The sequence below is a fragment of the Azohydromonas lata NBRC 102462 genome, from assembly GCF_001571085.1.
GTDB lineage: Bacteria > Pseudomonadota > Gammaproteobacteria > Burkholderiales > Burkholderiaceae_C > Azohydromonas > Azohydromonas lata.
This window is the reverse complement of sequence record NZ_BCTC01000002.1, coordinates 39,410-62,771: the sequence shown is the minus strand read 5'-3', so window position 1 is coordinate 62,771 and position 23,362 is coordinate 39,410. Positions and strand designations below refer to the sequence as shown.

General features: G+C 72.5%; 21 protein-coding genes and 1 riboswitch. Of the genes, 6 read left to right on the top strand and 15 right to left on the bottom strand.

Annotation, left to right across the window (positions count from 1 at the left end):
• Positions 1-69: 69 nt before the first annotated feature.
• The 13 genes from ALA01S_RS01285 to ALA01S_RS01225 form a co-directional block, all read right to left on the bottom strand.
• A complete protein-coding gene (locus ALA01S_RS01285) occupies positions 70-723 on the bottom strand; it encodes an OmpA family protein (RefSeq protein WP_157118692.1) in 654 nt (217 codons plus the stop codon).
• Between the two features lie 186 nt (positions 724-909).
• Positions 910-1,623 (bottom strand): GIN domain-containing protein, encoded by a 714-nt coding sequence (locus tag ALA01S_RS01280; RefSeq protein ID WP_066330935.1) that lies wholly within the window; start codon positions 1,621-1,623, stop codon positions 910-912.
• Positions 1,620-1,976 carry a hypothetical protein gene (locus tag ALA01S_RS01275; RefSeq protein WP_066330932.1) on the bottom strand — a complete coding sequence of 119 codons (357 nt, stop codon included), beginning with the start codon at positions 1,974-1,976 and terminating at the stop codon, positions 1,620-1,622. Before ALA01S_RS01275 ends, ALA01S_RS01280 begins: the two co-directional genes overlap by 4 nt.
• Complete coding sequence (locus ALA01S_RS01270; protein ID WP_066330929.1) at positions 1,960-3,525, bottom strand: DUF4384 domain-containing protein; 1,566 nt, start codon at positions 3,523-3,525, stop codon at positions 1,960-1,962. The genes ALA01S_RS01275 and ALA01S_RS01270 overlap by 17 nt, the downstream gene beginning before the upstream one ends.
• 95 nt (positions 3,526-3,620) lie before the next feature.
• Positions 3,621-3,947: a hypothetical protein gene (locus ALA01S_RS01265; protein ID WP_066330926.1), complete on the bottom strand. Its 327-nt coding sequence runs from the start codon at positions 3,945-3,947 to the stop codon at positions 3,621-3,623.
• Between the two features lie 108 nt (positions 3,948-4,055).
• Positions 4,056-4,628, bottom strand: a complete 573-nt coding sequence (locus tag ALA01S_RS01260; protein WP_066330923.1) for a hypothetical protein — start codon at positions 4,626-4,628, stop codon at positions 4,056-4,058.
• Between the two features lie 136 nt (positions 4,629-4,764).
• Positions 4,765-6,468: a caspase family protein gene (locus ALA01S_RS01255; RefSeq protein ID WP_066330921.1), complete on the bottom strand. Its 1,704-nt coding sequence runs from the start codon at positions 6,466-6,468 to the stop codon at positions 4,765-4,767.
• Complete coding sequence (tagF, locus tag ALA01S_RS01250; protein ID WP_238455653.1) at positions 6,465-7,088, bottom strand: type VI secretion system-associated protein TagF; 624 nt, start codon at positions 7,086-7,088, stop codon at positions 6,465-6,467. Before tagF ends, ALA01S_RS01255 begins: the two co-directional genes overlap by 4 nt.
• Positions 7,070-10,591, bottom strand: a complete 3,522-nt coding sequence (gene tssM, locus ALA01S_RS01245; RefSeq protein WP_066330915.1) for a type VI secretion system membrane subunit TssM — start codon at positions 10,589-10,591, stop codon at positions 7,070-7,072. Before tssM ends, tagF begins: the two co-directional genes overlap by 19 nt.
• A gap of 45 nt (positions 10,592-10,636) precedes the next feature.
• Positions 10,637-12,391, bottom strand: coding sequence for a type IVB secretion system protein IcmH/DotU (gene icmH, locus ALA01S_RS01240; RefSeq protein WP_066330913.1), 1,755 nt, complete (start codon positions 12,389-12,391; stop codon positions 10,637-10,639).
• A 26-nt stretch (positions 12,392-12,417) separates the two neighbouring features.
• On the bottom strand, positions 12,418-13,851 hold the full coding sequence (locus tag ALA01S_RS01235; RefSeq protein WP_066330911.1) for a serine/threonine-protein kinase: 1,434 nt from the start codon (positions 13,849-13,851) through the stop codon (positions 12,418-12,420).
• Positions 13,852-13,882: 31 nt separating this feature from the next.
• Positions 13,883-14,755 carry a Tll0287-like domain-containing protein gene (locus tag ALA01S_RS01230; RefSeq protein ID WP_066330909.1) on the bottom strand — a complete coding sequence of 291 codons (873 nt, stop codon included), beginning with the start codon at positions 14,753-14,755 and terminating at the stop codon, positions 13,883-13,885.
• On the bottom strand, positions 14,752-15,636 hold the full coding sequence (locus ALA01S_RS01225) for a FecR family protein (protein ID WP_066330907.1): 885 nt from the start codon (positions 15,634-15,636) through the stop codon (positions 14,752-14,754). The genes ALA01S_RS01230 and ALA01S_RS01225 overlap by 4 nt, the downstream gene beginning before the upstream one ends.
• 230 nt (positions 15,637-15,866) lie before the next feature.
• On the opposite strand from ALA01S_RS01225, the gene tagH reads away from it, so the two are divergent.
• The 5 genes from tagH (at position 15,867) to ALA01S_RS01200 (ending at position 21,078) form a co-directional block, all read left to right on the top strand.
• A complete protein-coding gene (gene tagH / locus ALA01S_RS01220; RefSeq protein ID WP_066330905.1) occupies positions 15,867-16,997 on the top strand; it encodes a type VI secretion system-associated FHA domain protein TagH in 1,131 nt (376 codons plus the stop codon).
• A gap of 43 nt (positions 16,998-17,040) precedes the next feature.
• A riboswitch (S-adenosyl-L-homocysteine riboswitch) is annotated at positions 17,041-17,131 on the top strand.
• Between the two features lie 70 nt (positions 17,132-17,201).
• Positions 17,202-18,632 (top strand): adenosylhomocysteinase, encoded by a 1,431-nt coding sequence (gene ahcY / locus ALA01S_RS01215; RefSeq protein ID WP_066330903.1) that lies wholly within the window; start codon positions 17,202-17,204, stop codon positions 18,630-18,632.
• Positions 18,633-18,684: 52 nt separating this feature from the next.
• Entirely contained in the window at positions 18,685-19,458 is a 774-nt protein-coding gene (locus tag ALA01S_RS01210; protein ID WP_066330902.1) for a TlyA family RNA methyltransferase, read from the top strand.
• Positions 19,455-20,306: a methylenetetrahydrofolate reductase [NAD(P)H] gene (gene metF / locus ALA01S_RS01205; RefSeq protein WP_066330899.1), complete on the top strand. Its 852-nt coding sequence runs from the start codon at positions 19,455-19,457 to the stop codon at positions 20,304-20,306. Before ALA01S_RS01210 ends, metF begins: the two co-directional genes overlap by 4 nt.
• Before the next feature lie 166 nt (positions 20,307-20,472).
• Positions 20,473-21,078 carry an OmpW/AlkL family protein gene (locus ALA01S_RS01200; protein WP_066330896.1) on the top strand — a complete coding sequence of 202 codons (606 nt, stop codon included), beginning with the start codon at positions 20,473-20,475 and terminating at the stop codon, positions 21,076-21,078.
• Positions 21,079-21,180: 102 nt separating this feature from the next.
• Here ALA01S_RS01200 and ALA01S_RS01195 read toward each other — a convergent pair whose 3' ends face one another.
• Together ALA01S_RS01195 and ALA01S_RS01190 are read right to left on the bottom strand one after the other, a co-directional pair.
• Positions 21,181-21,777, bottom strand: coding sequence for a 5-formyltetrahydrofolate cyclo-ligase (locus tag ALA01S_RS01195; protein ID WP_066330894.1), 597 nt, complete (start codon positions 21,775-21,777; stop codon positions 21,181-21,183).
• Between the two features lie 121 nt (positions 21,778-21,898).
• Positions 21,899-22,279, bottom strand: coding sequence for a DUF2917 domain-containing protein (locus tag ALA01S_RS01190; protein WP_066330892.1), 381 nt, complete (start codon positions 22,277-22,279; stop codon positions 21,899-21,901).
• A 94-nt stretch (positions 22,280-22,373) separates the two neighbouring features.
• Here ALA01S_RS01190 and ALA01S_RS01185 point away from each other — a divergent pair, with 94 nt between their 5' ends.
• Entirely contained in the window at positions 22,374-23,345 is a 972-nt protein-coding gene (locus tag ALA01S_RS01185; protein WP_066330890.1) for a LysR substrate-binding domain-containing protein, read from the top strand.
• Positions 23,346-23,362 lie beyond the last annotated feature (17 nt).

Below are 23,362 nucleotides of genomic sequence, written 5' to 3'. Positions count from 1 at the left end.
GGTAGAGGGTTCATGGTAGAGGCCGCCTTGTTGAATGGGAACCGCGTGGACGGCGTGTGCCGGGCAGGCTCACTCGCCGCGGAATTGCACGCGGCGGTTCTGCGGCGCATGCGGGTCGCGGCCGGGCAGCGGGTCGTACTCGCCCAGGCCCACCGCGCGCAGCCGCGCCGGCTCTATGCCGTACTGCGCCACCAGGTAGCGCCGCACCGACTGCGCGCGCCGCAGCGAGAGCTGCTCGTTGTAGACCTGGGAGCCGGCGGCGTCGGTGTGGCCTTCGATCAGCACCGCGCGGCTGGCCGGGAGCAGCTTGATGCCCTGGGCCAGCGCGTCGAGCTGGCGCCGCGCCGCGGGCAGGAGGTCGGCGGAGTTGAAGGCGAATTGCACCGGCAGCGCCAGGGCCGACGTGCTTTGCGCCGCCGCGGGGGCGCCATCGGCCGCGGCGGCAACCGTGGCGGCGGCCGTGGAGGGAGGGGCACCAGGGTCCGCCTGGCCCGTGGTGGCCAGCGCCATCTGCTGCGGGGCGGCGGGCGCGTCATCCAGCAGCCGCAGCGCGCGGTACTTGATCTTGCGCGGCGCGCCCAGGATGGCGGCCACGTCCTGCGGATCGACCGCCTCCTGCTCGCCGTAAAGCCGCACCTCCTGCGCACGCAGGGGTTCAGCCACGAGCGCGGTGGCGGAAGCCAGCGCCAGGGCCAGCGTGGTGAGCATGAGGCGGTGTTTCATGGCGGGTCCTTCTTCGGTGGGCTTGCGCAAAGGCAACGGTTGACGCTGGGTTGCCGCGAGCCGCCATGCGGTTCAAGGTTTTGAAGGGCACCGCCGGGCGCGATGCCCGCACGCCAACGCGCGCGCCGGGGTGCCGCTCCCACGGCACCCCGGCGTCGCCACGCAAGCGGCTTCAGGGCCGGCGCATCAGGCGCCTCCCTGCTCCACCGTCCCCGCCCCGCTGATGTCCTGCTCCACCACCGGATGCCCCCGGTAGCGCACGTTGCCCGCGCCGGCGATGCGCGCGATCAGCCGCTGCTCGGCGGCCAGCTCGGCGTCGCCGCTGCCGGCGATCTCGATCTCGGCCTGCCGCGAGGCCAGGCCCGCGGCCTGGTAGCCGCTGGCGCCCGCAATGAGCACGTGCTGGCGCTCCACCGCGCCGCCGTCTATGGCCAGCAGCCCGGAGCCGGCCAGGCGCGCGTCCAGGCTGCGTGCGCGCAGCGCCGCGATGCGAGTCTCGCCGCTGCCGGCCAGCTCCAGCGCCAGCGCGGGCGTCTGCAGCGCGCCCACGTGCAAGTCGCCCGCGGCCTGGCTCTCCAGCGCGACCAGCGCGCGCAGCTTCAAAAGCAGCCGTAGGGGCGCCTGGGTCACGACGCGCCCGGGCAGGAAGCCGATCTCCAGCCGCCCGCCGCGCACCCCGACCTGCAGACGCGCCAGCACGGCCGGTTCGGCTTCGACGTTCAGGCTCTCCTGCGTGCCCTGCTCAATGAAGAGCTCGCCGCTGCCTCGCCACAGCACCGAGTCGAAGCCTTGCACGGCAAAGGACCGCTGCGCCGCCGCGGCGAGCTGCCATCCGCAAGCCCACAACGCGGCGGCGCCGGCCAGCAGGCAGCCGCGGCGGGAGAGGCGCTGCGCGCTCATCGCCGCCCCGGCGCGACGTCGCTGCGGATCAGGCAGGTCGCGTTGCCGGTGTCGGTGAGGATGACGGGGCGGCGCTTGCGGTCCGTGCCGCGCAGCTTCAGGCCGTCCAGCGACTCGCCGTCGAGCTCCACGTTGCGCTGCTCGAACAGCAGTTGCCCGTACTGCCAGCAGCGCAACTGGTAGCCGGCGGGCGGCGCCTCGGCGGCGGGCCGTGGCGGCACGGCCTGGCGGTCCACGTCCACGCGCCCGGCGTGGGCGGGCGGCGCCAGCAGCGCGCCCAACAGTCCCAGCGCGGCCAGCGCCGGCCAGGCCCCGGCCCAACGGCCGGCGCGGGGGTCACTTCGGTTGGACATGGAAACTCTCCTGCGCCAGCGCCCCTTGGCTGGCCTGGGTGAAGGCGGTGCGCACCTGCTCCAGCGAGGCCCCGGGCAGCGTCTCGAAGTCCGTGCCCAACACCGCCTGCGGCAGTTGCTGCGCCACGTCGCGCGCGGTGGCGAAGCAGGCCACCGTCTCGCTGGCGCCGCGCTCGTTGGCCACGAGCTGGAAGCGCATGCTGCCGGGCAGCGCCAGCGGGCGCGCCGCGGGCACCAGCGAGTCGCGGGCGAAGCGGTTCGGATAGAAGCGCTGCACCTGCCCCTTGTCGTCCTGCAAGTAGCAGTACACGTGCGCGTCCTGCGTGGGTTTGATGGTCAGGCTGAAGGCCTCGCCGCGCGCCAGGCGGCCTTGCGGCGCCGAAGGCTCCAGGGCCAGGCCCAGTTTGGCGGGCGGCTGCGCCGGGGCTTGCGCGGGTGCGGGCGTGGCAATCCACGTGGCCGGCTTGTCCGGTGCCTTGATCTTGTTGTGGTCGGCCGCGAGGTAGGCCTTGAAGAAAGCCTCGTCCAGCAGCGACTTCTTCTCCAGGCCCAGCTCGCCGCGGTAGTTGGCGATGGCCTCGTCGATGGCCGGGTTGAACTCGCCGTCTATGGGGCCGTCGTAGAAGCCGCGGCGGCGCAACTGGTTCTGGAACCACGCGATCAGCTCCACGCGGCTGCCGGCCATGGCGAAGTACCAGTCCGACACCTCGCGCTGAATCTCGGCGCTGTCCGCGGCGCTGGCGCCCAGGCAGCTCCAGTAAGGCGTCTTGGTGAGCTTGCCCATGAGCTCCACCACGGCCAGCTCCACCAGGCCGCGCAGCGCCTGCGACTGCCCTTCGGCCTTGCTCAGCGTCATGCTGTAGCTCACGCCGAACTTGTGATAGGCCGCGTCGCCGTCCACGCCCTTGCCGTGCTTGAGGATGACCACCGAATTGCGAGAGGTCACGCCGGGCAGGATGGACATGTCCTCGGTGCTGAGCACGCTCAGGTCCAGCCCCATGACGTTGGAAGCCGCGTCGCCGGCCGCGCCCAGGTTGATGAAGGGCGCAAAGCCGATGCCGAAGTCCTTTTGCTTGCGGATCACGTTCTCGTCGAACTGCGACACCGAGCCCTTGATGTCGTACTGCGGGATCACGTCGTACACGCTCTGGCGCTGCGCCGAGGCCAGGAAGCCGATGACGTTGGCCGAGTCCTTGCCATAGGCATTGACGCGTATGGCGCGGCTGCGCCGCGTCATGTCGGACACGGCGGTGATGAGCATGTCGCGCGTGCCGGCGTTGACCTTCTTGGTCTGGTCCAGGATGTCCTCGACCAGCATGCTCACGTCGCGCACGCCGTAGGTGATGAGCAGGTCGTCCATGCAGCGCAGCGCGCCGGAGAAGCCGGTGATGGTGCGAAACGGCGGCAGCTCGGGGCCTATGGTCGCGGCCTGCGTGCCGGTGATGGTGTCCTGCTTGACGTCCAGCGTGGAGCAGCCGGCCAGCACGGCCACGGCGGCCAGCGCCAGGCCCAGGCGGTGCTTGGGCGTTGCGGTGCACGGGGATGCCATGGGAGACCTCATTCGCTTTCTTGCCTGCGCGCCCCGCTGATGGGGTGTCCGGCGCGAGCCGCGTTGCTGTGGGGAGTCGGACGGGCAGCGGGCCGTCAGCGGCAGCCGCCTCGTGAAACCATGTTGATGGCGTTGGGCGCGAAGATGAACACCTCGCGCGGCGCGCGGCCCGGGCGGCCGCCGGTGTCGATGTTGCCGATGTTCTGGCTGCCGCAGCCCGCCGTGTCGTCAGGCTCGCCGGGCACGTTGGCGGCACGGGCCTCGGCGGCGCGCTCCAGCGCGCCCTGGCGCACCTTCTCCTTGGCGATCTTGGCGCGAAAGCGCGTGTCGATGTCGAAGTTCTCCTCGCCCGCCAGGACGGGCGCGCAGGCGACGGCCAGCAGCGTGGTGAGTGCGAGGCCCTTGAGCGTGCGAGCGTTCATGTGGTGTCTCCAGGCAAGGAATGAGGCCGCGGCGCCCGGCCGCGGCCCTTGGGCCGTCGCCGCACCCGTGGCGGGCGCAACGGTGGCCGGACCGCCGGCACAGGCCCTTCAGCGCGCCACCCCCACGCGCTGCGTGGCGGAGCTGCCCAGGCCGGTGGAGCTGTTGGCCATGCCGTTGGCCACCACCGTGACGTTGTTGAGCACGCCCTTGTTGGCCGCGCCGCCGATCTCCTGCGTGGCGCTGGAGCCCAGGCCGGTGGAGCGGTTCGTCGCGTTGTTGGCGGTGATGGTGGAGCGCTCGATGCGGCCATCGTTGACGGCGAAACCGATGGACTGCGTGGCCGAGGCGCCCAGGCCCGTGGCGCTGTTGGTGGCGTTGGTGGCGTTGACCGTGGAGTTGTTGATCTGGCCGTTGTTGCGCACCACGCCGATGTTCTGCGTCGCGCTGGAGCCCAGGCCGGTGGAGCTGTTGCGCGCACCGTTGGCGTTGATGGTGGAGTTGCGCAGGCGGCCGTTCTGCTCGGCCACGCCGATGTTCTGCAGCGCGCTGGCGCCCAGCCCCGTGGCGCGGTTGCTGCCGTTGCTGGCGTTGATGTTGCTGTCGGCGATCTCACCGGCCATCGCGCCGAAGGCGGACAGGCCCAGAGCCAGAACGAGGGCGGTCGTGCGGAAAGCTTGCATGGCGGTTCTCCAAAGTCGGTCGCTGTTGAGGGTTGCGCGGTGGCTTGCGTTCTTTCGTTTTCGCTTGCCATCCGCTCTTTCAGTTGCAGCGGCGCCGAACCCGGTTCAAGCCTTTTTCGAAAAACCGAAAAAATCTTCAGTGCAGCTCGTACTCCACCAGCTCGAAGCTGGTGGCCTCGCGCAGCGTGCCGCCCACGCTGGTGGAGATGGTGCTTTTCACCATGCGCTTGACGGCCGGCGCGTACCAGACGGTCTGCTCCATGCTCACCGCCTTGCCCCCGCGCGGCGCCACGCGCCCGCTGAGCACGACCTTGAGCGCCCGGAAGCGGCCGGCGGCGACCTGAATGTCCTCCTCGCCCTCCACGCGCGCCTGCAGCGGCACGCTGAGCTGCTCCACCCGCCGCGACGTCGTGCCCAGCGCCTCACCCGGCTGCCAGCCGCCCGCGGCCAGCAGGTAGGGCGAGAACTCCGGCGGCGTGAGCGTCCAGCCCGGCAGCTCATGAAAACCCGGCGCCAGCGCCGCCACGGCGGTGCGCAGCTTGGCGTCGGAGGTGGTGCTCCAGCTCTCGGCCACGCCCTCGGCGGTGAGCGCCTCCACGCGGGCGCTCACGAACAGGTCGCCCAGGCGGAACTGGTCCTGCACCCGGTAGCGCCAGCGGTCGCCCACGCGCGGCAGCGCCTGCGCATGCGCCACGCCGGCCGGCAGCGTGCCCGCGGACGGCGGCGGCGCGGGCACGGCCACCGGTGCAGCGGCCACGGTTTGCGAGGGCGGCAGCTCCGCCTGTGCGGGCACGGCGGGCGAAGCGGCGGTGGATGGGCCGGTGGCCGGCGCCGCCGCCGCCACACCCGCCCCCACGGTGGTGGCCGCTGATGCTGCGGCCACCGCGGCCGGCGCGGCTGTGAATGCCGCCAGCCGCGCCTGCGCCAGAGAAGCAAAACGGCCCTGCGGGTACTGGCGCAGGTAGGCGCGATATTCGTCGGCGCGGCTGGCGCTTGAAATGCTGTTCCAGAAGGCGATCTCGCCGGCCTCGTCGCCCCCTTGCGCCAGGGCCGGCGCCGCCACGCCGGGGACGAAGGCGAACTCGCCCTGCAGCGAAGAGCTTTCCCAGGGCACCTGCTGCTGCTGCGTCTCGCGCACCACGCCTTCGCGCACGCGCTTGAAAACCTGCTCCACCGACAGGCCCGGCGTGAGCAGGTGCCTGGCCAGGTGCGCGGCATAGACGCCGTTGGCGCCGCTGCCGGAGTCCGCCGCCAGCTTGCCCGGCGCGGTGGCGTAGGCCAGCAAGGTGCCCACGGGCGCGTCCATCTGCGCCAGGCCCTGCGCCGACACCGTCTTGCCCAGGAAGGGGTTGTTGCGGCAGGCGTCCAGGATCACCAGGTTGACGGGGCTGCGCGCATGCGCCATGCGCCCAAGGACGAAGCCCACGTCGATGCCGGCAATGGGGATCTCGTCCTCGCTGCGGATTTCCGCGTCCACCGGGATGAAGTAGTTGCGGTCGCGCAGTTGCAGCCCGTGGCCGGCGTAGTACAGCAGCGCCACGGTGTTCTCGTTGAGACGGTTGCCGAAGCCGCGCAGCGCCTCCAGCAGCGCGGCGCGGTTCAGGTCCTGCGCCAGCGTCACGTCGAAGCCGGCCTTTTTCAGCACGCCGGCCACCAGCCGCGCGTCGTTGACCGGGTTGTCCAGCGGATCGCCGCGGTAGGCGGCGTTGCCGATGACCAGCGCGATGCGCGCCTGCGTCACCTCGCTGCCCTCGCCCGCCCCCAGGGCCCGCCCCGCCGCGACCAGCAGCACGGCCGCCAGCATGAGCAGGCACAGCCATTGGCGCGGCAGCGGCTTCATGCGCAGGCTCCCAGCAGCCCGCTGAGCGCCTGCACCGGCGGCAACGCGTCGAAGTGGCAGCGCAGCTCGCCGCCGGCGCTGGGGAACCACCACAGGCTGCCCGCAGCCGCCTCGGGGGCCGCGGCTTCGCCCGCCGGTGCGGGCAAAGGCGAGTGCCGCACCGCCTGCGACAGCGTCCGCTCCAGGTCGTCCACGGTGAAATCCACGTCCAGCGCCAGGCGCATGGCGGCGTCCAGGGCCGCGAACCAGCCCGGCGCCGCCTGCGCCTGCGCCAGCGGCACGCCGGCCTGCGCCACGGTGAGCGGGAAGTGGCGGCCGACGCGGTCCACGCTGGGCATGATCAGGCCGGCCCAGGCGCCGGCGCCCAGCAGGCCCGGCGCCAGCCAGAAGCGGACGATGGGCGCCACCAGGTAGCCCGCCAGCCAGCGCCCGCCCAGCGCCTGGCGCGAGTCGGCCAGCGCCTGGCCCAGCCAGGCGTCCCAGCCGACGATGAACGCGTCAGGCAGCCGGCGCGAGGCGAAATCGCCCAAATGCGGCAGCTTCCCGTACCAGCCGGGCAGCAGCGCCGCGGGCGTGGGTGCCATGGCGGGGGTCAGGGTCGTCACAGGTGTCTGGGACATGTGAAGGACTCCAGCTCGGTGCGCAGCAAGGGGTTGAGCGCCGTGGCGCTGCGTGCTTCGAAGCGGGCCTTGCGGCCCTCCACGTCAAAGACCAGCGCCACGCGGCCGCCGCCCAAGGGCTCCATGCGCACGCGGTCGAACAGCCGCAGCAGTGCCCAGGGGCCCTCGAAGCTGTAGCCGCTGCCCTGCCCGGCGCGCAGCGTCACGCGGCCGGGCGCGTCCGCGGACGCCGGCCAGCGCAGGGTCTGCGCCGCCTTGAGCTCGCGCCGAAAGCGCAGCGCCTGGCCGTCCACGTCGATGCTGAAGTCCGACAGCGCCGGGTCCAGCTCCAGCAGCCGCAGCTCCAGTTGCACGCCGAAGCGCCGGCCGCCGTCGCTGAAGAAGGCCTCGCGCACCTGCCGTGCGCGCTGGAAAGCCGCCGGCGCGGCGCTCTCGCCGTAGGGCAGCAACTGGCGTTGGACAAAACCGTCCACCACGCCGCCGGTGCCGAAGAAGCGGATGAAGTCCTCGCGCGCCACCTCCTGCGCCGCGCCGCGCGCGAAGGGGTAGCGGCCTTCCAGCGCGCGGCTGCAGGCGGTGCCGACCTCAGCCGAGAGCTGGCGCGACAGCGGCTCGCGCAGCGCGGCCAGCGCCTGTACACCGGCCGTGGCGGCAAAGGGCGACAGCAGCGCATTGACGGGGGCAGGCGCCTGCGCCGCGACGGTGGCCAGGTTCCTGAGGGCCGGACCGGGCGGCGGCAGGTTGCGGTTGCGCAGCGCGTCCTCGATCACGGTGAGCTGCTGGCCCGCGGCGCCCAGCAGCGACAGCGCGTCGTCCAGCGGCGCGGGCGTGCCGGCCACGAAGCGCGCCAGCGCCTCGTGGCCTTGGGCCAGCACGGGTGACGCCGCCACCTCGCGTGCCAGCGCGCGCAGCAGTTGCGCCAAGGGCGAGTCGGCGCGCGACAGCGCCTGCGCCAGCTCGATGCTGGCGGCCGGCGTGGGCGTGGGCGCCAGCCGCAGGTCGGAGATGAAAGCGTCCCATTGGCGCGCGTGGTCCGACAGGTACAGCCGCTCCACCGCCTCGGCCAGCGAGACGTTGGGCGAGGCGGGCGCCGGGCTTGGGCCTGCAGCCGCGCCTGACGCCGGCCCCGCGCCCGCGGCGGCGCCCGCCGTGCTGCCGGGCGCCGGCACGTTGAGCGCGATGGGCATGGCGCGGGCGCCGGCCGAGCCCAGCACCCAGGCGCGCTCGCGGTCGAGCTGGCGCAGCACCTCCTGCGTGCGCTCGCGCAGGCGCTGCGGGTAGACCGCCCGCGTGTAGAAGCCGGGCACGCCCTCGTCCAGCGGCCGCCCGCTGGCGCGGGCGAAGAACCGGGTGGCCCCTGCCCCGGCCACCGAGGCGATGCTGAAGGGCGCGGCCCCGGCATCGCCCTGGCGCAGCCGGTTGTAGACGCGCTCGGCCACGGGCACGCCCGCCACCAGCGCGCGCGCTTGGGCGATGAGCTGCGGGTCGGCGCGCTGCGGCGCCCCCACCTCGCCGCCGGCCAGCAGCCGCTGCAGGTGGTGCAGCAGCGCGGCACGCTCGGCCTCGGAGGCCGGCAGCGTGGCTTCCCAGTCGGAGGCCAGGTCGGCGCGCAGCGCCGCGGCGTCGAAGTTGCGGCCGGCGAAAAGCATCAGGTAGGCGCGCAAGGCCTCGTAGACCAGCTCGACGTGCTCGCGCGCGCCGCTGCGCAGCCGCGTCTCCAGCCGCGCGGCGATGCGGGGCTGCAAGGCCTCGCGCAGCAGCCGCGCATAGGCGTCGTCCGCGGCCGAGGCCAGCAGCTCATGCCGGTCCAGGCCCAGCGACCACAAGGCCGCCGCGCCCTCTTGCGGGCGGGCCGGCGCCACGGCCTGGGCCGGCGGGCCCGCCTCGCCCGCCCCCTGCGCGAAACGCTCCACGCCGCCGAGCACGGGCAGCAGCGCCACCAGGTCCGTGGGCGCGGTGGCCTGCACCATCTGCGCCTGCTGGCGCAGCGCGGGCAGCCGCGCCGCGGCGCCGGCCAGCAGGTCCCGGTTGGCCAGGTAGGCACGCCAGCCCAGCAGCGTCACGCCCGCCGCCAGCGCCAGGCACAAGCCGCTCAAGCCCAGTTGCAGCGCCGTGCGGCGGCGCTCGCGGCGCAGGTTCAGGCCGGCCAGCCCGGCCTCGGCGAAGACCACGTCGCGCAGCAGCCGGGTGACGAAGAAGCTGCGCCCGCTCGGCCGCGCCGGCGCCAGCAGCCGCGCCGACAGCCCCAGCGCGCGTGCGATGCCGCCCAACGCGCGGTCCATGGGCGTGCCCTCCTGCGTGGCGCTGGTGAAGTACACGCCGCGCAGCAGCGCGGGCACAGGCACCGCGCCGGCCGCACCCGCACCCGCACCCGCGCTCTCGGCCGCGTCGCCCCCATCCTGCGGCGCGAAGGTGGTCTGCAGCAGCTCCAGCAGCAGCTCGTGCAGCAGCCGCCACTGCTGGGGAAAGGCGAACAGCGCCGCGCGGCGCTCGCGGTCCGCCTCGGCATGCAGCCGCTCCAGCAGGTATTCGCCCAGGCGCTTTTCCAGCGCGGCGAGCTCGCTGCCGATGAGCGGCAGCGGGTCGGCCGGAGCGCCTTCGGCCGGCAAGGTGAAACCCCAGACCTGGGCGCGCTCGTCCTTGTCCAGGTCGGCGAAGAACTCCATGAAGCCGGCCAGCAGGTCGGTCTTGGTCACGAGCACGTAGACCGGGAAGCGCAGCCCAAGGCGCTGGCGCAGCTCGGCGATGCGCGCGCGCAGGGCCAGTGCGTGGGCGTGGCGCGCTTGGGCGTCGGCGCCCAACAGGTCGGCGATGCTGACGGTGAGCAGCACGCCGTTGATGGGCCGGCGCGGGCGGTGGCGCTTGAGCAGCTCCAGGAAACCCAGCCAGGCGGCGCGGTCCGTGGCCTGGTGGCTGTCCTGCGTGGTGTAGCGGCCGGCGGTGTCTATGAGCACGGCCTGGTCGGTGAACCACCAGTCGCAGTTGCGCGTGCCGCCCACGCCGCGCAGGGCCTGGCCGTGGCCGAGCTGCTGCGGCAGCGGGAAGTTCAAGCCGGCATTCGCCAGCGCCGTGGTCTTGCCCGCGCCGGGCGCGCCGATGATCACGTACCAGGGCAGCTCGTAAAGGTAGCGACCCGGCGACAGCAGCCGGCGCCAGGCGCCGCGCCCGCCCAAGCGCGCGCGGCGCAGTTGGGCCGCCGCCTCCTTGAAGCGCTGCCCAAGCAGCTCGACTTCGGCCGTGGGCGCCGCCGGCTCCTCCTGCGCCACCAGGCCGTCGAGCAGCCTGGCGTTGTTGCGGCGGGACTTGAGCGCCTTGCCGCCTGCCAGCGCCAGGCTCAGCGCCAGCAGCGCCGCCAGCGCCGCACCGCGCGCCGCCTCGCCGGCCAGGGGCACCACGCCGGCCACGGCCACCAGCGGGCCCACCCACCAGATGAGCGCGCCCGCGGCGAGCACGCCGGCGGCCTGCAGCAGCGGGCGCAGCCAGGGCAGCTCAGGCCGGGTCATGGCCCTGCCCCCGGCGCTGAACGACGAAACGCCTGCGTCGCCATGTCACTCCTGAGGCCGCGGCAGCCGCAGCTCGATCTCGACGCGCCGGTTGCGGGCCCGGTCCTGGGCGGAGCGCCCGCCCGCGATGGGCTCGGCGTCGGCGCGGCCCTCGGCATGCAGGCGCTGCGCGTCGACGCCCTGGCGTGCGAGCTCGTCCAGCACCGCCTGCGCGCGGGCGCGCGAGAGGTGCCAAGCGCTGGGGTACTGCAGCGAGGCGGCGGGGGCGTCATCGCTGTGGCCTATGACGGCGACCTGCCCGGGCTGGGAGCGCAGCGCCTGCGCCACGCGGCCCAGCAGCGCTGGCGCGTGCGGCTGCAGCGCGGCCCCGCCGCCCTTGAACAGCGCGTCGGCCGGCAGCGTGAGCACCGAGCGCAGCCGCTCGTCGCGCACCGCCAGCGCGCCCGCGGCCACGTCGGCCTGCAGCAGCGGCGCCAGGCGGGCCGGCCCCGCCGCGACAGCCGCATCGGCCGGCGCACGCTGGCCCAACAGCAGCGCGGGCAGCGCATGCAGCTCGCGCAGCAGCGGCTGCGCCTGCGCCGCCAGCCGAAGCTGAAAACCCAGCAGCGCCGCCAGCACCAGCGCCGCGGCCAGCAGCGCCACGCTCCACAGCGGCGGCAGGCGCAAGCCCGGCTGCAGCGGCGCGGACACCCCCTGCCAGCGCAGCGACAGGCTGCGCGCCTCGCGCGGGGGCTGCAGCGCGGCGGGCCGCACCTCGGCCAGCACGCGTTCGGCGATGGCCTCCAGCCGCGCCGGCCCATCCGGCTGGCCCCGGTAGCGGCCCTCGAAGCCCAGCGCCAAGCAGACGTAGAACAGCTCCAGCACGTCGGCGTTGGCGGCCGGGTCCTGGCCCAAGCGCTCCAGCAGCTCGAAGCACTTGTCGCCCCCCAGGCGCTCCTCGTGGAATTCGCCCAGCAGCGTGCGGGCTTCCCAGGTGCCCAGGCCCCAAGGGGTGGCGGCGATCACCTCGTCCAGGAAGCTGCAAAGCAGGTAGCGCGCGGCGCTGATGCGCGGGCGCGGCACCCCGGCGACGGCGGCCTGGGCCTCGAAGTCGGCCATGTGCGCCAGGAGCTGGCGGCGCAGGCCGTCCGGGTCGGCATGCGCGCTGGAGGCACGCAGCCGCGCCACCAGCGCCAGCAGCACGCTGGCCGCGCCCAACAGCGGGTTGACGCCGGCCACCAGCCGCTGCAGCTCCACGCCCGCACGCGGCGCACGCGGCTGGGGCCCCTGCGCAGCCGGCGCTGCGGCCGGCCGGTGCGGCAGCAGCGTGCGCAGGCCGCCGGGCGCGGGCATGTGCAGCGTGGCGTCCTCGGCATCGGCGTCCGCCTGCGCGTATTGCTCGTAGTGCTCGTATTGCGTGGGCTGCGCGTATTGCGTGGGTTGCGAATCGGCCTCCTTGGGCGCAGGCCCTGCGCCGGGCTGGGGCATGCGCGGCAGCCCGCCCCATGCCGCGGGTGCGGCGAACAGCGTGCGGTCCGCGTCCTCCACGTCGGGTTCACGCCGCGGCGGGAGGGCAGGCACGGCGCGGCCGGGGATCAGCGTGGCGTCTGCGTCCGCGGGCGCGGCAGCAGGCGGCGCTTGAAGGTCCGCGGCAAAAAGCGTCGCCTCGTTGTCCGCGAGCGCGGCCGCGGGTTGCGGCCGTTGCGGCGCGAACAGCGTGGCCTCGTCAGCCGCCGTCGCAGCGGGCGGCGGCAGCGCGGGCGCGGGCGGACCAGCCGCCGCGTCGGCCGCGGGCGCAGGGGTCGGAGGCCCGGGTTGCATGCGTACGGCCCTCGCCCAAGCGAGCCTCAGTGGCCCGCCGCGGCCTCGCGCAGGAAGCGCTGGCGTTGCGCCTCGTCGTCGAGGCTGCGCGCCACCTCGTCGAGGAAGGCGCGGCGGCTGCCGCCGCGGGCCGCGGCGCGCTTGGTCACGACGCGGGCGATGGGGCCGATGTAGGTGGTCAGCACCCGCGTGGCGTGCTCCACGTCGGCCGGGGTGAGCGCGGGCCCGCCCGTGGCCAGCGGCGTGGGCGTGGGCGTGCCGCCCATCGTGGCGCCCACGCCCAGGGTGGCCGGTGCCGGCACCGTGGCGCGGCCCAGCACCGTGCGCAGGAACACCTCGCGATCCACGGGCTTGTCCAGGGTTTCGGCCAGGGCCGCCGCCAGCGGCCCCAGCGACTTGTGCTGCTGCGCGGCGCGGCGCACCAGCACCCGCGCCACGGGGCCGACGTGGCGGGCCAGGGCCAGCTCCACGTCCTTGAGCACGGGCGGGCTCCAGCCCGTGGGCGGCGGCGTGCTGGGCTGCGCCGGGCTCAGCACCGAGGCCGGCGCGGGCGGGTGCGCGGTGTCCGGCACCAGCGGCCGCGCCGGCGGACCCGAGGCAATGATGGTGGACTCGGAGATGGTGTCGGCCAGCGGGCGGCCGTACTGCGCCAGCAGCGCGCAGCGGAAGGCCGCGGCGCTTTGAAACCGCTCGGCCGGCGCCTTGGCCAGCGCGCGCGCCACCACGGCGTCGAACTGCGGCCAGCGGTGCTGCGGGTCCACGGCCGAGGGCGGCTCGGGGTCGTGGTAGCAGACGTCGTGCATCACCGCCTCCAGCCGGCCGCGGAAGGGCGGCTGGCGCGCCAGCAGGTGGTACAGCAGCACGCCGGCGGAGAAGATGTCCACGCGGTGGTCCAGCACGCCGCCCAAGTAGAACTCCGGCGCGATGTAGCCCGGCGTGCCCATGATGATGTTGGTGCGCGTGCGGTCGGCGGACTCAATGCGGGCGATGCCGAAGTCGGTGAGCTTGATGCGCCCGTTGCCCATCACCAGGATGTTGGCGGGCTTGATATCGCGGTGCCAGATCTCGTGGCTGTGCGCGTACTCCAGCGCGTCCAGCAGCTGCGCCATGGTGCTGGCCACGTCGCGCTCGTCGAAGTCGGTGCGGCGGTCCAGGTACTCGCGCAGGCTGTGGCCCTGCACGTACTCCATGGCGATGTAGGCCCAGGGGCCGTCCTCGCCGTACTCGTACACCGAGACGATGCCCGGGTGGCTGAGCGTGCCCGCGGCCTGCGCCTCGCGGCGAAAGCGCTCGGACAGCGACTGCGCCTTGTCGTCGTCCTCGATCAGCTCCTTGTGGATGGTCTTGATGGCCACCGGGCGCTTGATCACCGGGTCGTAGCCGCGGTAGACGATGCCCATGGCCCCCCGGCCGATCACTTCCGTGATCGGGTACTTGCCCAGGCGTTCGGGGATGGCCATGTGTGCGGGACGGTCGGCGGCGCGCGCGGCCTCAGCCGTCGAGCATCTTCATCGCCTGGACCATGCTGGTGCGCATGCGGGCGATGGAGCGCGCGAGCACGCCGATCTCGTCGTTGGCGGTGCGCTCGAAGTCGGGGATGTCCAGCTCACCGAGGCTCACGCGGTCGGCAAAGCGCGAGAGGTGGTCCACCGGGCGAATGACCATGGCCCACAGCATCAGGTTGAGCACCACGCCGATGGCCAGGAACACGCCGGCGATCGACCCCATGAACACCGTGTAGACCCGCTCCGCGCGGTCCAGCGCCACCTTGGTGGGCACGGAGATGATTTGCGCGCCCACCACCTCGTTGAGGTTCCAGCCGAAGCCGTTGGCCGGGCCGTAGCGGTCCACCAGCGTCTTGGGAGCCACCTCCACGGAGCTGTGGCAGCGCAGGCACGCGGGGTTGGTGATGCGTATGGGGCGCGCCACGTAGAAGGAGCGGCCCGTGGGCGTGTCGCGGTCGCCTATGAGCTCGGTGGCCTCGGCGTTGCCGCGGAACTGCGTGACGATGTCGGCCTCCCACTCCACGGCGCGGTCGCGCGGGTTGGTGGGGTTGAGCACCGCCTCCTTGTAGCCGTACTCGTCGTGCTTCTTGCGCAGGTCGTTGAAGACCTCGGTGGCCGAGTACGCGGGGATGGACTGGGGCAGGAAGCTGTACTTCATCTGCGTCTCCAGCAGCGGGCCGATCTGCGCGGAGGTGTAGTTGCGCGTGGCCAGCGCGGTGTCCATGAGCAGCTTGGCGCTGCCGGCGATCTCCTCGCGCGCATTGCGCTCCAGCAGCCGCCAGGACACGAAGCCCGTGGCCGCGAAGCCCAGGGCGAAGATCAGGATGAATACCAGGTTGAACTTCAACAGCAGCTTCACGGTGAGCCTCCGGGGTCAGCGCGACGCGGGCCTGCCGGCGCCGAGGCGTGCTTGGGCAGGTACTTCTCGGGAAAGAGGATGGGGTCCCACTCGGGGTGGGCCGCCAGGTTGGACACCAGCGCGGCGCGGAAGGCCGGCTCGCGCGCCTTGGCCTTCCAGCGCTGCACCAGCGGCCGGCGCAGCGCGGGCTCGGCCTTGAGCCAGGGCTCGACGTCGGCATAGCCGAAATCCGGCGCCGCCTTGGCCGCCACGGCCTGGTCGCGCCAGCGCTCGGCGCGCAGCGGCAGCGAGTCGCGGAAAGGGCGCGGCATGTCCTGCAGCAGCCCGGACGTGGCCGCCGACACCGTCTCGCCGCGCGCACCGGGCTTGCGCTGGTACAGCACGCCTTCGCTGAGCGACTGCGGCGCGGGGGCCGCACCGGCGCCGCGCTCGGCCACGCGCACCGGGCCGCCTTCGACGAACAGCGTCAGCGCTGCGGGCAGCACGTGCAGCACCACGGTGCAGGGCGCGGATTGCAACTCGGCCAGCGGCGTGCGCACGGCCAGCGGCACGGCCTTGCCCTCGGCCGTGGGCAGCCGCACCTTGGCCCAACCCTGCAGCACGTACAGCGAGCGCTCACTCGACGCCATCAAGAAGGCCCGCGTGGCCGGGCCCAGTTGGGCCACGCTGCGGTCGGCCAGTTCGAGCTGCATGAAGGTGGAGGCCGCCGTTTCGACGATGTCCCCCGGCGCCAGCGCCAGGCCCTCGGCCGCCCGCACGCGGCCCGCGCCGCGGTAGATCAGCGCCTCGCCTTCGAGGATGGTGATGCCCCCGGGCGCGTCGGCGGCGCGCGTGCCCAGCGGCATCGCGATCGCGGCAAACAGCATGAGCACACGCAACATGGCTTTGGCCTCCGGCAACTTTCCAACGGGGCGGCAAGCGAACCGGGGAATTAAGACCCTGGGCTGTTGGACTGTCAATTGAACCTTGGGCACCCTGAAGAGCCCCCCTGGGGAGCCAACCCCATGGAGGCCCGCCTGGGGGTGTGAGGCCGCGCCGCGACTGCCGCCAGGTGCGGCAGTAGCATGGCCCGTTGCGCTTGTGTTGCACCACGGCCCCGAGGGTTCAAACCATGCTGATCCGAGTGCTCTCCCACGGCGGCCAGCCGCTGCCGGCACCGACCGTGGCCCGCTTCGACACCGCCGGTGGCTACATCGGACGCGGCATCGACTGCACGCTGGTACTGGCCGACGCCCAACGCCTGATGTCGCGCCGCCATGCGCAGGTGAGCTGGCGCGAGGGCCGCTTTTTCATACGCCGGCTGGGCGCCAACCTCGCGGTGGAAATCGGCGGCCAGGCCCTGGGCGCGCAAGCCGAAGCGCCCCTGGCTCCAGGCATGAGCCTGCGCATAGGCCCCTACCTGCTGGAAGCCGAGGCCGAGGCCGCCGAAGCGCCCTCGCCCGCGGCGATCCGGGACTTGCCCACCCCTGCCGCTGCAGCGCCCGCCGCCCGCCCAAGCGCCTTCAGCGAGGTGCTGGGTGCTGCCGCGCCGCCGCCCGATATGGATGCGTCCGCACCCATGCGGGCGCCTGCGGCCGGCACGCCTTCCGGGCCCGCGCCCGGCACGTCCCCCCAGCCCGCCGCGGCGAGCGCACCTGCCGCAGCCGACGCGGCGGTGCTGCTGGGGGCGCTGTATGGCGGGCTGGAGCAGCCCATGCCGCCGGCACCCACGGCGCAGGACCTGCAGCTCGTTGGCCGGCTGCTGCACGAGGCCTTGGGCGGGCTGCTGCAGTTGCTGGCCGCGCGCCACGTGGCCAAGCGCGAGCTGGGCGCGGCGGGCACGCGGCTGCAGGCACGCGAGAACAACGCCCTGAAATTCTCGCCGGACGTGGACACCGCGCTGGCGCACCTGCTGGGCCCGCTGCGCCGCGGCTTCATCCCGCCGCTGGCGGCGGTGCGCGAGGCCTTCGAGGACGTGCGCACGCACGAGATCGCGCTGCTGGCCGGAGCGCGCGCGGCACTGGACGCGCAGCTCGCCCAACTCGCGCCACAGGCCCTGGAGCCGCAGCGCCCCGGGCGCGGCGGCTGGGGCGCGCCGCTGGACGTGTGGCGCAAGGCGCAGCTGTGGGAGCGCTACTGCGCGCTGCATGCCCAGGCGCAGGCGCAACTGCAGGAACAGTCCGACCCCTTCTCGGCGCGCGCCTTCGTGGAAGCCTACGAGGCACAGCGTGAAAAGCTCTCGCGCGCGGCCGATGCGCAATGACCCGGCACCCAACCGGCGCGAAACCCGTGGCTACAATGGCCGCCTTTCCGAGGAGCGTTGCAAGGTCGGCTGTCCGCGTCAGGACCCTGGCCCCAGGCTCGGAAGCCTTTCCCAAGCAACCGCGCTCACCCGCAACGTCCGGCACGTGGGTGAGTCCGTCCTCCCGGCATGCGCGTGCGTTGCGGGCTCTGCACTGGAGCCTCCATGAACGCCGTTCTCAAGCCCGCTCAAGACTACGTCATCGCTGACGCCTCCCTGGCCGACTGGGGCCGCAAGGAAATCCGCATCGCGGAAACCGAGATGCCCGGCCTGATGGCCACCCGCGAGGAGTTCGCCGCGCAGCAGCCGCTCAAGGGCGCGCGCATCACCGGCAGCCTGCACATGACCATCCAGACCGCCGTGCTGGTGGAGACGCTGCAGGCGCTGGGCGCCGAAGTGCGCTGGGCCTCGTGCAACATCTTCTCCACCCAGGACCACGCCGCCGCCGCGCTGGTGGCCACCGGCACCCCGGTGTTCGCCTACAAGGGCGAGACGCTCAAGGACTACTGGGACTACACGCACCGCATCTTCGAGTTCGGCGCCAAGGGCAGCGAGGGCGAAGGCCCCAACATGATCCTGGACGACGGCGGCGACGCCACGCTGCTCATGCACCTGGGCAAGCGCGCCGAGAAGGACGCCAGCCTCATCGCCAACCCGACCTCCGAGGAAGAGCGCGAGCTCTTCAGCGCCATCAAGGCCAAGCTGGCCGAGGACAGCACCTGGTACTCGCGCAAGTCCGCCCAAATCGTCGGCGTGACCGAGGAGACCACCACCGGCGTGCACCGCCTCAAGGAAATGAGCGCCAAGGGCACGCTGCTGTTCCGCGCCATCAACGTCAACGACTCCGTCACCAAGAGCAAGTTCGACAACCTCTACGGCTGCCGCGAGTCGCTGGTGGACGGCATCAAGCGCGCCACCGACGTGATGATCGCCGGCAAGGTGGCCGTGGTGTGCGGCTACGGCGACGTGGGCAAGGGCTCCGCCCAGGCCCTGCGCGCGCTCAGCGCCCAGGTGTGGGTGACCGAGATCGACCCCATCAACGCGCTGCAGGCCGCGATGGAAGGCTTCAAGGTCGTGACCATGGAGTGGGCCGCCGACAAGGGCGACATCTTCGTCACCACCACCGGCAACCGCGACGTCATCACCTTCGAGCACATGGCCGCCATGAAGGACCAGGCCATCGTCTGCAACATCGGCCACTTCGACAACGAGATCCAGGTCGCCAAGCTGGAGCAGCAGTGCAAGTGGGAGGAGATCAAGCCCCAGGTGGACCACGTGGTGTTCCCGGACGGCAAGCGCATCATCCTGCTGGCCAAGGGCCGCCTGGTGAACCTGGGCTGCGCCACCGGCCACCCCAGCTTCGTGATGAGCTCCTCCTTCGCCAACCAGACCATCGCCCAGATCGAGCTGTTCACGCACAGCGACGCCTACGACGTGGGCAAGGTGTACGTGCTGCCCAAGCACCTGGACGAGAAGGTGGCCCGGCTGCACCTGAAGAAGGTCGGCGCCATGCTCACCGAGCTGAGCGACGAGCAGGCCGCGTACATCGGCGTGCCCAAGCAGGGCCCGTACAAGCCCGACACCTACCGCTACTGACGGGGAAAGCGGCAAGCGCTGCGCCGGCCGCCTGCAAGGAAGGAAGTTGCCCATGCGAGTGGACCAGCTGCTGGTGCAGCGCGGCCTGGCGCCCAGCCGCTCGGCGGCGCAGCGCCTGATACAGCGCGGCGCCGTGCGCTGGCTCTCGCCCACGGGCTGGAGCGTGCCCAGGAAGGCGGGCGACGAGCTGCCCGCCGGCTGCGAGCTGCAGGTGGCCGACGACGCCGAGCTGCGCTGGGTGTCGCGCGGCGGCCTGAAGCTCGAAGGCGCGCTGAGCGCCACCGGGCTGGACCTCGCGGGCCGCACCGCGCTGGACGTGGGCCAGAGCACCGGCGGTTTCACGCACGTGCTGCTGGCGCAGGGCGTGCAGCGCGTGGTGGGCGTGGACGTGGGCCATGGCCAGCTGCACCCCAGCCTGCGCGACGATCCGCGCGTGCAAGCCTTTGAAGGCCTCAACGCCCGCCAGTTGTTGCCGCAACAGTTGGGCCAGGCCATGCCGGCCGGCGGCTTTGGCTTCATCACCGGTGACCTGTCCTTCATCTCGCTGACGCTGGTGCTGCCGGCCCTGGCGCCGCTGCTGGCGCCGCGGGGCGACCTGTTGATGCTTGTCAAACCGCAGTTCGAGCTGCAGCCGGCGGACATCGGCAAGGGCGGCCTCGTGAAGGACGCCGCCGCCTACGCCCGCGTGGAGCAGCGCCTGCGCGACGCTTGCGCCGAGTGCGCGCTGCACGTGCAGGGCTGGCTGGACAGCCCCGTGACCGGCGGCGACGGCAACCGTGAATTCTTCGTGTGGGCGCGGCCCGCACGCCAGGGAGACGACACATGACTCAAGCCATGGCGCGGGACTTCCCGCTCAGCCTGGAGTTCTTTCCGCCCAAGACGCCCGAGGGCGTGACCAAGCTCGCGGCCGCGCGCGAGCAGCTCTACGCGCTCAGGCCGGAGTTCTGCTCCGTGACCTATGGGGCCGGCGGCTCCACGCAAAGCGGCACGCTGCAGACAGTGCAGGCCATCCTGGCCGAAGGCCACGAGGGCGCGCCGCACTTCTCGTGCATAGGCGCCAGCCGCGACTCGATACGCGAGCAACTGGCCGTGTTCAAGGCCGCGGGCATTCGCCGCATCGTGGCGCTGCGCGGCGACCTGCCCAGCGGCTTCGGCGCGGGCGCCCTGGGCGAGTTCCGCTACGCCAGCGACCTGGTGCGCTTCATCCGCGAGGAGACGGGCTCGCACTTCACCATTGAAGTCGGCGCCTATCCCGAGATGCATCCGCAGGCGCGCTCGCCGCGGGCCGACCTGCTGGCCTTCGCCACCAAGGTCGAGGCCGGCGCCAGCTCGGCCATCACGCAGATGTTCTTCAACGCCGATGCCTACTTCCGCTTCGTGGACGATGCGCGCGCACTGAACGTCAACATTCCCATCGTGCCGGGCATCATGCCCATCACCAATGCGTCGGGCATCCTGCGCTTTGCCGACGCCTGCGGCACCGAGGTGCCGCGCTGGATGCGGCTGCGGCTGGAGTCCTTCGGCGACGACACGGCCTCCATCAAGGCCTTCGGCCTGGACGTGATCACGGCGCTGTGCGAGAAGCTGCTGGCCCAGGGCGTGCCTGCGCTGCACTTCTACACCATGAACCAGTCCGCCGCGGTGCTGGAACTGTGCCGCCGCCTGGGCCGCTGAGCCGGCCAATTTGATTCAGATCAGCTTTCAGGGTTGGGCCTTGCGGACGTGGCGAGTCCGCAACAACCCTGATTGACATTGCTTCAGCTCAATTCACTGGCCAGGGCCGGCGCCTTTAATCCCCTTCTGCCACACGGCTTTAACCCCGTATCGAGGAGAAGAGGACATGAAAAAGCACCTGATCGCCATCGCCGCCCTGGCCGCCCTGGCTGCCCCCCTGGCTCAAGCCCAGGACACCGGCGACTGGATCGTGCGTGGCCGCGCGCTGCATCTGGATTCGGCTGACAAGGGCTCCCTGGGCGACGCCGGCCTGAAGCTGGACAACAAGACTTTTCCTGAAGTCGACATCACCTACTTCTTCACGCCCAACCTGGCTGCCGAGCTGGTCCTGACCTACCCGCAAAAGCATGACCTGACCCTGGGCGCCCTGGGCAAGGTCGGCACCGTCAAGCACCTGCCCCCGACCCTGAGCCTGCAGTACCACGTCACCGGCCTGCAGGGCTTCCGTCCTTACGCCGGCGTGGGCATCAACTACACTCGCTTCTCCAACCTGAACCTGATCGTGCCGTCCAGCTACGACAAGAACAGCTTCGGCCTGGCTTTCGGCGCTGGCGTGGACGTGCCGCTGAGCGGCGGCTGGCTGCTGAACCTGGACGTCAAGAAGGTACACATCCACCTGACGGACGTGAACATCCCGGCGCTGAACGTGTCCAACGGCACCTTCAAGGTCGATCCGACCCTGATCAGCGTCGGCGTGGGCTACCGCTTCTAAGCAGTCCCCGCTCCAAAGAGAACGGCGGCCCGCGGGCCGCCGTTTTTCATGGGTGCCAGGCCTGGACGCGCCTGCGGTTGCCGGCGCATCCAGCACCAAACTTCAATCAGGTTGCTGCCAAGCCAAACCTTCTTCGTTGAGGATGGCGTCCAGCGGCACGTCGTGCGGCTCGCCCTTGAGCCACGGCACCCAGCCGTGCGTGTAGGCCAGGCCCACGGTGTAGGGGCGCGGCTGCAGCGCAGCGAGCGTGCGGTCGTAGAAGCCGCCGCCGTAGCCCAGCCGCAGCCCGCCCGGCCCATAGCCCACGCAGGGCACCAGCAGCATCTCGGGCTGGAAGCTCTCGGTGTCCTTGGGCTTGGGGATGCCGAACGCGTCCTCCTCCATGGGGCAACCGGGCCACCACACGTGAAAGCGCAGCTGCTTGGTTTCGCGGTCAATCACCGGCAGGCCGATGCGGCGGCCCGGCTCGGCCTCGCTCCAGCGGTAGAGCGCGGGCAGCGCGTCGAACTCGCCCTTGATGGGCCAGTACGCGCCGATGGCCGTTTCCTTGCGGGTGCACAGCCACACGCGCAGCACCTGCTGCAGGTATTGCGCGCGCTGCAGCCGGTCCACCAGCGACTGGCGCTCGGCTTGCAACTGGCGGCGCAGCAGGGTCTTGTCTCGCGAAAAGTCCAGCGGCAGGGACGAAGGTGTCGTCATGGCGGCAAGGGCAAAAGCGCAGTGAGGGAAAGGCCCCCATTGTGCCGGCAGCGCATTGCGCTGGACTTGTGCCCCGGCAAGCAGCCCCAGCATGGCCCGCCACGGGCCGCCGCCGGCACCCTCAGCCCGCAGCCAGCGGGGCGCCGCGTCCGCGCAAGGCGCGGTGCACGCGCGACAGCAGCGGCCGCAGCCACTGCGCGCTCCACGCGGCCACCGGCCCCGGCGCCAGCAGCAGCTCGAAGCGGCTGTCGCGCCAACCCTCGGCCACGAACTCCACCCCGGCGGGCAACTCCAGCCGCTGGCCGGCGCGCAGCCACAAGTCCTCGCTGGCGCTGCGCGCGCCGGCGCTGGGCGTGACCCACAACTCGCCCTCCAGCACGCGCAGGAAACGGCGGTGGCGCGTGGCCGCCAGACGCCGCGCCTGCCGGCGCGACAGCGTCCACACCGGCGCGGCGGCGCCTTGCGAGCGTTGCGTTTCAGGCATCAAAATCTGCGTCTTCATGTGGGCCTCCTGGCGTCCGTCACAGCTCTACTATCGTGGCGATACCCCCTGCCGGTCCAATGACTTCACAAGCCTTGATTGATGCGCCCTGATCATGAATAGAGTGCCCCACCGCCCGCTCTCCGTCGGCGCGCTGCGCAGCTTCGAGGCCGTGGCGCGGCTGCTGAGCTTTCGCGCCGCGGCGCAGGAGCTGCACCTCACGCAGTCGGCCGTGAGCCGCCAGATCCAGGCGCTGGAAGAGGAGGTGGGCGCACAGCTCTTCACGCGCGGCACGCGCCACGTGGAGCTCACCACCGCCGGCGCCACGCTGCAGCGCGCCGTGCTGCCCATGCTGGAGCGGCTGGACGCCACGGTGCGCCAGATCCGCCTGGCACGCGGGCGGCGCCAGGTGAGCATCTCCACCTTCGCGTCGCTGGCCTCGCTGTGGCTGCTGCCGCGGCTGGAAGCCTTCCAGCGCCAGCACCCCGACATCGACATCCGCGTCAGCGCCACCGACAACATGGCCGACCTCGACGACCCCGAGGTCGACCTCGTGCTGCGCTACACCCTGCCCAGCGCCGTGCCGCCGGACTCGCAGCGCCTCTTCGGCGAGCGGCTCACGCCCGTGGTCAACGCCGGCTACCTGGCCCAATCGCGCGCGGGCCTGGCGCCGCCGCTGGAGTCGCCCGCCGACCTGGCGCGGCACACCCTGCTGGAGGAGGACGACAACCGCCCCTCCGCCGAGTACCTGAGCTGGCGCCACTGGCTGCGCCAGCAGGGCGTGCCGCGGCTGGAGCCCGCGCGCTGGATCTACCTGAACTTCACGTACCAGCAGGTGCAGGCCGCGCTGGCCGGCCAGGGCGTGGCGCTGGCGCGGCTGGCGCTGGTGCACGAGTCGCTCGCCCGCGGCGAGCTGGTGGAGCCCTTTGGCGCGGCCGCGCGCGCGCACTCGCCCTACGCCTACTGGCTCATCACCGGGCGCGCCACGCGGCCGCGCCCGGAGCTGGCGCAACTGCAGCAGTGGCTGCTGGCGCAGGCCGCGGCCTCGTGCCTGGCGCTGGGCGAGGACGCCGCGCCGGCGGCCTGAGGCACTGCGCGCACCGG

Excerpts from the sequence above, each read along its gene's own strand:
- ALA01S_RS01275 (WP_066330932.1), bottom strand. The coding sequence starts at position 1,976 with ATGTCCAACCGAAGTGACCCCCGCGCCGGCCGTTGGGCCGGGGCCTGG.
- ALA01S_RS01190 (WP_066330892.1), bottom strand. The coding sequence starts at position 22,279 with ATGAAGACGCAGATTTTGATGCCTGAAACGCAACGCTCGCAAGGCGCC.
- ALA01S_RS01210 (WP_066330902.1), top strand. The coding sequence starts at position 18,685 with ATGCGAGTGGACCAGCTGCTGGTGCAGCGCGGCCTGGCGCCCAGCCGC.
- tssM (WP_066330915.1), bottom strand. The coding sequence starts at position 10,591 with ATGACCCGGCCTGAGCTGCCCTGGCTGCGCCCGCTGCTGCAGGCCGCC.
- tagH (WP_066330905.1), top strand. The coding sequence starts at position 15,867 with ATGCTGATCCGAGTGCTCTCCCACGGCGGCCAGCCGCTGCCGGCACCG.
- ALA01S_RS01235 (WP_066330911.1), bottom strand. The coding sequence starts at position 13,851 with ATGGCCATCCCCGAACGCCTGGGCAAGTACCCGATCACGGAAGTGATC.
- ALA01S_RS01280 (WP_066330935.1), bottom strand. The coding sequence starts at position 1,623 with ATGAGCGCGCAGCGCCTCTCCCGCCGCGGCTGCCTGCTGGCCGGCGCC.
- ahcY (WP_066330903.1), top strand. The coding sequence starts at position 17,202 with ATGAACGCCGTTCTCAAGCCCGCTCAAGACTACGTCATCGCTGACGCC.
- icmH (WP_066330913.1), bottom strand. The coding sequence starts at position 12,391 with ATGCAACCCGGGCCTCCGACCCCTGCGCCCGCGGCCGACGCGGCGGCT.
- ALA01S_RS01225 (WP_066330907.1), bottom strand. The coding sequence starts at position 15,636 with ATGTTGCGTGTGCTCATGCTGTTTGCCGCGATCGCGATGCCGCTGGGC.
- ALA01S_RS01285 (WP_157118692.1), bottom strand. The coding sequence starts at position 723 with ATGAAACACCGCCTCATGCTCACCACGCTGGCCCTGGCGCTGGCTTCC.
- ALA01S_RS01260 (WP_066330923.1), bottom strand. The coding sequence starts at position 4,628 with ATGCAAGCTTTCCGCACGACCGCCCTCGTTCTGGCTCTGGGCCTGTCC.
- ALA01S_RS01185 (WP_066330890.1), top strand. The coding sequence starts at position 22,374 with ATGAATAGAGTGCCCCACCGCCCGCTCTCCGTCGGCGCGCTGCGCAGC.
- metF (WP_066330899.1), top strand. The coding sequence starts at position 19,455 with ATGACTCAAGCCATGGCGCGGGACTTCCCGCTCAGCCTGGAGTTCTTT.
- ALA01S_RS01255 (WP_066330921.1), bottom strand. The coding sequence starts at position 6,468 with ATGAAGCCGCTGCCGCGCCAATGGCTGTGCCTGCTCATGCTGGCGGCC.
- ALA01S_RS01195 (WP_066330894.1), bottom strand. The coding sequence starts at position 21,777 with ATGACGACACCTTCGTCCCTGCCGCTGGACTTTTCGCGAGACAAGACC.
- ALA01S_RS01270 (WP_066330929.1), bottom strand. The coding sequence starts at position 3,525 with ATGGCATCCCCGTGCACCGCAACGCCCAAGCACCGCCTGGGCCTGGCG.
- ALA01S_RS01265 (WP_066330926.1), bottom strand. The coding sequence starts at position 3,947 with ATGAACGCTCGCACGCTCAAGGGCCTCGCACTCACCACGCTGCTGGCC.
- tagF (WP_238455653.1), bottom strand. The coding sequence starts at position 7,088 with ATGTCCCAGACACCTGTGACGACCCTGACCCCCGCCATGGCACCCACG.
- ALA01S_RS01200 (WP_066330896.1), top strand. The coding sequence starts at position 20,473 with ATGAAAAAGCACCTGATCGCCATCGCCGCCCTGGCCGCCCTGGCTGCC.